Genomic DNA, 8,745 nt, shown 5'->3' on the forward strand with positions numbered 1-8,745 from the left:
CCTTCGTCACATGTCGAAAATCGTCTCAAGCTATACGACCCTGGCGGCAACATTTATTATTAAACAAGCTCTAAGTTCATTTGTCGAGGTATTTTAGAAAGCAAACTCAGGCATCGGACTCAGGCGCTGGGCTCAGCCGAAGAGGAGTGCAGTGCATCGTAGATGATTCCGGCCCGCGCCTTACCGGTGATTTCGGCAATAGCCTCGATAGAGGCCTCGCGCAGACGCTTTACACTCTTAAATCGTTGTAGCAGAGCTTCTTTCGTCTTTTCTCCGACACCCTTTATACCATCTAATTCGCTGACTATCTGCCCCTTGCTGCGTCGATTGCGATGATGGGTAATACCAAACCTATGAGCTTCATCGCGGAGTTGCTGCACGATACGCAATGACTCACTGTTCTTGTCAATATATAGCGGCACACTGTCGCCCGGGAAGTATATCTCTTCAAGTCTTTTTGCAATGCCGACAACGGCGATTGTGCCGCGCAGTCCCATATCGTCAAGAGCCTCAACAGCCGCGCTCAGCTGTCCCTTTCCGCCATCGACAACTATCAGCTGAGGCAACTCTTCTCCCTCCTCCATGAGGCGCGTATAGCGACGTGTCAGCACCTCCTTCATCGAGGCGAAATCATCGGGTCCCTCAACCGTCTTAATGTTGAAATGACGATAGTCGCGCTTGGCAGGCTTTGCATTTCGGAACACCACACACGAAGCCACAGGATTCGTGCCCTGTATATTGGAATTGTCAAAACACTCGATATGCCTCGGCAATTCCGACAGGCGGAAATCCATCTTCATACGCTCAAGAGTGCGCTCAACACGTTTCTCCGGAGCATGCTTCTCCATCATCTTCAAAGCGTCGATTTTATTCTGACGGGCATTGCGCGCAGACACATCGAGCAACTTCATTTTGTCGCCACGCTTTGGCACAGTAAATGTTGCTCCGGCCACCGGAGTCTCGGGGATTTCCGGCACAACAATCTCGTCATACTTTATATCGAAACGTGCGGCAACCTCCGCAATCGCATAATCGAGCAACTGGGCAACAGTCTCGTCAAGGCGGCGCTTGTACTCCAAAGTTATACTCCGCACGATAGCCCCACGCCTCACATGCATGTAATTTATGTAGACCTGGTCGGTATCATCGTCGACACCAAACACGTCGACATCATCGAGCGTCTGGCTTACAATCACACTCTTCGACTGATAACGGTCAATGAGCATATACTTCTCCTTTATCATCTGGGCCTCCTCAAAACGAAGCTCCATACTCAGCCGCTCCATCTCGCTGCGCAGATAATCGAGCAATTCCTGAGTATCGCCACGGAGTATCTGCTTTACATGGTCAATCATCCCGCCGTATTCAGTCTCACCGATGCGTCCCGTGCAGCATCCCATACAGTTCTTGAGATGAAACTCCAGACACAGCCTGCCCTTGCCTTTCGCTATATATGCAGGAGTGATGGCATGACGGCATGTGCGCACAGGATACAGTTCACGAATAAGATTGAGCACGGCCTTGGCAACTGCCGTGTTGGTATACGGCCCGAAATATTTAGAACCATCCTTCAGACGAGTGCGCGTAAGAAATACCCTTGGATAATGCTCCTTCGTCACGACAATCCACGGATAGGATTTATCATCCTTCAGGAGCACGTTATAGTGCGGCTTATACTCCTTGATGAGGGAATTCTCAAGATTGAGCGCATCCTCCTCGGTAGGCACCACGATATACTTCATATCGGCGATATTGCGCACGAGCATATTGGTGCGGATACTATCGTGCGTGCGGTTGAAGTAAGACGATACTCTTCTTTTCAGATTTTTTGCCTTACCTACATATATCACTGTCCCGGCTGCATCATAATACAGATAGCAGCCGGGAGTATCGGGAAGGATTGAGATTTTCTCCTTCAGTTCTTCAGATTTGTTGTGCTTTGCCAAACCTATTTAAGAGCTGAGATTGTGCATCAATATACGATCAGCGAAGTCACTTCGGCATCCTTGGGGAGATTGTCGCGTCCGTGAAGATCGCTCAATTCAACTATAAAATTTATATAGACCTTCTTCGGATTCATCGACTTCACCAGCTCGTAGCAAGCAGCCATAGTACCGCCTGTAGCGAGAAGGTCGTCATGAATCACCACCACATCATCCGGAGTGATAGCATCGCGGTGAATCTCGATAGTGTCCGTACCATACTCCTTGGCAAAGTCGGCGCGCACAGTATCGGCGGGGAGCTTGCCGGGCTTACGTGCAGGAACAAATCCCGCTCCGATTTCATATGCCATGATAGCGCCGCCGATAAAGCCACGCGACTCTATACCCACTACCTTAGTAACGCCTTTGTCGCGATAAAGTTGAGCAAGATCCCAGCCAACGATATGCATCGCCCGGGGGTCCTTAAACATTGTGGTAAGATCACGGAAGATGATTCCGGGTTTGGGGAAATCATATACATCACGGATTTTCTGACGAACGTATTCCATTTCTGTTTCTTGAGTTAAAAGGGTGTATTATATTTACTTATATCTGTTCCACGTGAAACAATCATCGTCCGAGCATCAACAATAGAATATTGATATCGGCGGGTGAGATGCCCGGTATGCGCGAAGCCTGGGCCACGGTCTCCGGCCGGATTCTGTCCAGCTTCTGACGGGCCTCGGTTGATATAGCCTTGATTGACGAATAGTCAAACCTATCGCCCAGCCGAAGATCCTCAAGGCGTCTGATTTTATCGGCGGTGAGACGTTCGCGGTCAATATAGCCCTGATATTTTATCAGAATCTCGGCAGCCTCCACTATCTCATCGCGGCGGCATTCATCGACCAATTCGATTTTATCTTTAAGCTGAGAGAGCACGGATGAAAGCATATTTATATTGAGCTCGGGCCGTGTGATAAGATCGCGCAGCCTGATACCCTGCCGTAGCGGTGAAGAGCCGATGCTCTCAAGATACGGATTTACATCGGCAGGATGAACGGTATACGACGCAGCAAATTCTATAAGCATATCGCGCTGGCTACGCTTCGACATCATCAATGCATAGCGGTCTTCCGAGGCCAGTCCGACAGCATATCCCAGCGGCGTCAGACGCATGTCGGCATCATCCTGACGGAGAAGAATGCGATACTCCGCACGCGATGTAAACATACGGTAAGGCTCATCGACACCTTTGGTCACAAGGTCGTCGATAAGGACTCCGATATATGCGTTATCACGGGCGAGTGTAAACGGGTCGCGCCCAAGCACACGGTTGGCCGCGTTTATACCGGCCACCAGTCCCTGCCCTGCGGCCTCTTCATATCCGGTCGTGCCATTTACCTGCCCGGCAAAGAACAGGCCCGACACAAGTTTGGTCTCAAGAGTGTGGCGGAGTTGTGTGGGGTCAAAGAAATCATATTCGATGGCATAACCCGGCCGATATATCTGCACATCGGCGAGCGCCGGAATAGAATGCAGAGCCTCTACCTGAATATCGAGAGGTAGCGACGAACTGAAGCCATTGAGATAGAATTCCTGAGTATCCTCACCCTCCGGCTCAAGAAAGAGCTGATGCTCGGTCTTGTCGGCAAATGTTACAATCTTGGTCTCGATACTGGGACAGTAGCGAGGCCCGATACTTTTTATCTGTCCGTTGTAGAGCGGAGAGTCAGGCAGCCCGCGGCGCAATATGTCGTGGGTTGTCGCATTGGTATAGGTAATATAGCAATCACGCTGACGCAACTCGCGCTTTACCTCCGGAAGGTAGCTGAACTTATGGAAATCATTGTCGCCACCCTGTGGAACGGTCATTTCAAAATGTACCGAACGTGCATCTATACGCACCGGAGTACCCGTCTTCATGCGGTCGGCACGGAATCCCAGCTCTACAAGCTGCTCGGTAATGCCATGGCTCAGGGGCTCGCTTATGCGTCCGCCGGCCACCTGAGCCCGCCCCACATGCATAAGTCCGTTAAGGAATGTACCTGCCGTAATGACAACACTACGTGCACTGAATTCCACTCCCAATGCAGTACGCACACCTTTCACAGCGCCATCCTCGATTACAAGCGAAATCACGCTGTCCTGCCACATGTACAGGTTGTCGGTATTCTCCAGAATCCTGCGCCACTCCACCGAGAATCGCATACGGTCGCTCTGTGCGCGCGGACTCCACATAGCAGGTCCCTTGCTGCGGTTGAGCATACGAAACTGTATGGCCGTACGGTCGGTCACTATGCCCGTCATACCGCCGAGAGCATCAATCTCCCTTACAATCTGCCCTTTCGCGATACCCCCGATAGCAGGGTTACAGCTCATCTGGGCTATTTTATTCATATCCATAGTGATCAGAAGAGTGCGCGCACCTATCACAGCCGCAGCATGTGCAGCCTCGCAACCGGCATGTCCGGCTCCGACCACTATCACATCATAGTCAAATCTCATTGTAGAATAATATTTCGCCACATATCAAGAGCGGCATTCTCATTCGCCTCCATCACCTCACGTTCTCCGGGGCCTTTGTCATTGATACCACACAGATGCAGCACACCGTGGATTATAACCCTCATAAGCTCCTGCATGTATTCCACGCCAAGCCCTTCGGCATTGCTGCGGACAGTATCGAGCGAGATAAACATATCACCGCTCACCATACGCCCCCGGGAATTATCGAATGTGATAATGTCGGTATAATAATCATGTTGAAGAAACTGTCGGTTTACCTCAATTATACGCTCATCGTCGCAGAACACATAAGCGAGCGGACCGAGAATACGGTCATGCGAGGCAGCCACGTCAGAAATCCAGGCTTCGACAAGGCCATAATCAAGTTGGGGAAGAGCTACCTTCTCAGAGGTCCATATGAATTTTTCCATTGCTTTAAGAGCATGATGTAAGCATGCAAAAATAGGAAAAATCCCGAACATTGGCAATAGTACAGACTGGCGCCGGACAGCCCCCGGTCTTTGCCGACAGCCTGCACCGGTTGCCTGACACCCTCTCAATGAAAGAATACATAGGCCGCGATTACTCCGGCCACAGAACCTGTAAAGTCGGCCAGCAGAGCATATGGCACGGCATAGCGGGTCTTTACCACTCCGACGCTGCCAAAATACACGGCAAGAATATAGAATGTAGTATCGGTACTGCCCTGAATGGCCGCCGACACGCGGGCCACAAAAGAATCGGCACCATAAGTGCTCATCAGGTCGACCATCATGCCCCGGCTACCGCTGCCGCTCAGAGGCTTCATCAATGCTGTAGGCAACGCCCCTATCCAGTCGGCATCCATACCCAGAAATTCAGCACAGGAAGCCATGGCCGATGTAAGGACATCCATAGCCCCGGAGGCGCGAAACATTCCTATGGCAACAAGTATAGCCACCAGATAAGGTATAATCATCACGGCTGTCTTGAATCCTTCCTTGGCACCTTCGATAAAAGCGTCGTACATATTAAGCCGCTTCCGCAGACCGCTTATAATAAAGAACACTATAACACTGAACAACAAAACATTAGCAAAAAATCCGGAATACAGCTCAACCTCTTCTTTAGGCAATGTGGAGAAGAACCACACTATAGCCGACACTACAGCCGCCAGTCCGCCGAGCCAAGAGAGCAACACTCTGTCCCACAGGCGTATACCCTGCTTAAGACACATAGCTATAATGCCTACCATAGTAGAAATAAATGTAGCAAGCAGTATGGGCAGAAACACATCGGTAGGATTAGACGCACCGGCCTGGGCTCGGTACATCATTATACCTATAGGAATAAAGCATAGCCCTGAAGCATTAAGCACCAGAAACATGAGCATGGCATCGGTAGCACGCTCCTTCTCCGGGTTAAGCTGCTGGAGTTCCTGCATGGCTTTAAGGCCGAGCGGTGTCGCCGCATTGTCAAGTCCGAGCATATTGGCCGAAACATTCATGAATATCGAACCCATAGCCGGATGATTCTTGGGGATGCCCGGAAAAAGACGTGTGAACAGCGGACTTATGACGCGGCCGAACAATTGTATCACTCCGGCACGCTCACCGATTTTCATCAGCCCCATCCATAGCGACAGTACACCGGTCAATCCGAGCGCAATCTCAAATGCCGTAGCAGCCGAAGTGAATGATGCACCCATGATGTCACTCCATATGCCAAAATCACCGCAAAACAGTGTACGACCAACAGCCACGACAAAGGCTACAAGAAAAAATGCAATCCAGATATAGTTAAGTACCATCGCAGAAAAATTACCGGTTCAATAAATGCCATCTTCATGGCCACTTCATCACAAATTTACAAGCATTTTCAGAGTTTTTTATTATTCCGAAGATGAATTTACGCTCACCGTTCTATTTCATAGAAAACGCCGCACAGCCAAAAAGAGCATTATCACACTATAAATCACCAATTTAACCCACAATATAGTGCTCTGAGATTTTAATATTTCAAAACACCCCGTATCCTAAGCAAGGATTTTTATTTCTCAACTCGAAATTATTTGTATCTTTGTAGTGTTCGCCTGAGTCAGAAATGAACTCAGGGATATATGACGACTCAATCACTTATCACGAGCACTCCCCTACCCTACCCCACCGACACAGTCGAAAAAAAAATTCGGGGCAAGAGACAGACAATACCATATCAAAAGAAAATATATGCACATAATCCATCTGGTAAGCAACAACACCTGGGGAGGCGGCGAGCAATATGTGCTCGACCTGTCACAGGCCATGGTTGCCGACGGACATCATATAGAAATAATAACGCGCCCGGTAAACGACGTCATCGACCGCTTCACCAGATGCGGAGTGTCGCCGGTAGCGAAGATGCCATTGCGCGGAGCCATCGACTTCATTTCGGCAGTAAGGCTGGGTGCTCGGTTGCGCCAGTGCGATGAGGTGATTATACATGTCCACAATTTCAAAGACGCGATTGTAGCCACACGGGCCCGCTCTCTCTCAGGCAACGACAAGGTGCGCATAGTGCTTACCCGCCATCTGGTAAAAGCCGGACGCACCTCGGCAATGTACCGCGACCTTTATGCGCGGCTCGATGCCGTAATCTTCGTATCCGACCTTGCAAGAAAAGAATTCCTCAGCAGCAATCCGCCAATCGCCCCAGAGAAACTTCATGTGGTGCACAACAGTATCGCCGTGCCGCGACATACCGTCGTGCCCGCCGATATATCGAAGTCCGACGTTCCCGTAATAATGCACCACGGACGCATCTCTCCCGAAAAGGGTCTTGACATACTGCTGGACGCCCTCTCCACCCTCACCGACATCCCATGGATTTTGCGCATAGCCGGCGAAGGTACTGCCGGACACGTCGGGCCACTCAAGCAACAGGCACGACGCCTCGATATCGACAAGCGAATCGAATGGCTCGGTTTCCGTCCCGACGTACACAGCATCATACCGTCGGCCGCCATCGGAGTAGTGCCATCGACATGGCGTGAACCATTCGGACTTGCAGTGCTCGACTATATGTCCTGCGGAGTGCCCGTAGTGACCACCGACAACGGTGCGCAGCCCGAATATCTCACTTCCGGAAAAGATGCCATTCTTGTGCCTCCCTCCGATTCCGCAGCACTTGCCGCAGCATTGCGCACTCTCCTTACCGACAATGCCGTCCGACAGAAGATAGGCACTGCCGGAGCCGACACATTCAATCGCTCGCTCTCCTACCCGCGTTTCCTGCAACATATCTATTCAATATACCAGTCAGTACGATAAGTAATCTATTCCCAAAAATCCTTCAACAATGCCATCCTACCATATCCATGTAAGCGCACGCTACACCAAGATAAAACCCGAAATCGAGAAGATAATCCGCCAGGGCATCCCCGATGACGCCACAGTAATATATAAAGCTCGCAACACCGTATACCGTCTCAATGTTGGCGGCACAGACCTTGTGATAAAGGCCTTCAAGGTACCCAATATATTCAACTCTCTTGTCTACACCCATCTGCGCAAAAGCAAGGCCATACGCTCGTATATGAACGCAAAAAAACTCCAGGAACTCGGATTCCACACCCCCACCCCCATTGCTTATGGAGAAGTAAGGGAGGACGGACGCTTGCGCCAGAGCTACTATATATCGGAAAATCTTGAAGGAGAAAACATGCGCGACTGGGAGCATTACCATGATTGCGACGCACTTCTCAGAGCCTTCGCGGCTGATATCGTGCGCCTACATCGCGCAGGGGTGCTGCACAAGGATTTCTCTCCGGGCAACATTCTGTTTACACGAGAAGAGAACGGCGCCTACCGCTTCCACTACATCGACCTCAACCGCATGGAATTCGGTGTGCGCTCACGCAAGAAACTCATGTCCATGTTCCGGTCGATAAATCTTGACACAGCCCAGACCCTGCGCCTGGCAGCTCTCTACTCCATGTCGGCCAAAGAAGATATGAAGCAGGTATGCGACGAGGCAGCCGAAGCACAGTCGGAGTACCTCCAGTTTCAGCGTCGCAAACGCCGGTTCAAAAGCCTCTTTTCCGGCAAATAACAATGGCGGAAACACTTCTGATGACCTGACATCTCTGACCGTAATAACATCCATATCAGAGCCGGTAAGATTTATTATTAAACAAGCTCTTCTTACCGGCTCTTAATTTGTAATCCTAACAAAAATAATATATATTTGTAAAATACATTTTTTCAGTCACTTAACCTTATAATTACAGTTAATCACTTATGACACAACAATTTACCCCCCCCCCATTATTTCAGCCGCCAACCGGTAGCGCCAACAG

At 50.2% G+C, this 8,745-nt stretch carries 7 protein-coding genes; 2 read left to right on the top strand and 5 right to left on the bottom strand.

Annotation, left to right across the window (positions count from 1 at the left end; genetic code table 11):
- Positions 1-119: 119 nt before the first annotated feature.
- The 5 genes from uvrC to K2I50_RS07600 all read right to left on the bottom strand — a co-directional run bounded on the left by uvrC (position 120) and on the right by K2I50_RS07600 (position 6,219).
- Complete coding sequence (gene uvrC / locus K2I50_RS07580; protein ID WP_301025741.1) at positions 120-1,946, bottom strand: excinuclease ABC subunit UvrC; 1,827 nt, start codon at positions 1,944-1,946, stop codon at positions 120-122.
- 26 nt (positions 1,947-1,972) lie between these two features.
- On the bottom strand, positions 1,973-2,491 hold the full coding sequence (locus K2I50_RS07585) for an adenine phosphoribosyltransferase (RefSeq protein WP_301025742.1): 519 nt from the start codon (positions 2,489-2,491) through the stop codon (positions 1,973-1,975).
- 61 nt (positions 2,492-2,552) lie between these two features.
- On the bottom strand, positions 2,553-4,430 hold the full coding sequence (gene mnmG / locus K2I50_RS07590) for a tRNA uridine-5-carboxymethylaminomethyl(34) synthesis enzyme MnmG (RefSeq protein WP_301025743.1): 1,878 nt from the start codon (positions 4,428-4,430) through the stop codon (positions 2,553-2,555).
- A complete protein-coding gene (ybeY, locus tag K2I50_RS07595) occupies positions 4,427-4,861 on the bottom strand; it encodes an rRNA maturation RNase YbeY (protein ID WP_301025744.1) in 435 nt (144 codons plus the stop codon). Before ybeY ends, mnmG begins: the two co-directional genes overlap by 4 nt.
- A gap of 125 nt (positions 4,862-4,986) precedes the next feature.
- Positions 4,987-6,219: a spore maturation protein gene (locus K2I50_RS07600; RefSeq protein ID WP_301025745.1), complete on the bottom strand. Its 1,233-nt coding sequence runs from the start codon at positions 6,217-6,219 to the stop codon at positions 4,987-4,989.
- 418 nt (positions 6,220-6,637) lie between these two features.
- On the opposite strand from K2I50_RS07600, the gene K2I50_RS07605 reads away from it, so the two are divergent.
- Together K2I50_RS07605 and K2I50_RS07610 are read left to right on the top strand one after the other, a co-directional pair.
- Positions 6,638-7,717 (top strand): glycosyltransferase family 4 protein, encoded by a 1,080-nt coding sequence (locus tag K2I50_RS07605; protein ID WP_301025746.1) that lies wholly within the window; start codon positions 6,638-6,640, stop codon positions 7,715-7,717.
- A 28-nt stretch (positions 7,718-7,745) separates the two neighbouring features.
- Positions 7,746-8,498 (top strand): lipopolysaccharide kinase InaA family protein, encoded by a 753-nt coding sequence (locus K2I50_RS07610; protein ID WP_301025747.1) that lies wholly within the window; start codon positions 7,746-7,748, stop codon positions 8,496-8,498.
- Positions 8,499-8,745 lie beyond the last annotated feature (247 nt).

Origin of the sequence: Muribaculum sp., assembly GCF_029051885.1 — a bacterium.
GTDB lineage: Bacteria > Bacteroidota > Bacteroidia > Bacteroidales > Muribaculaceae > Muribaculum.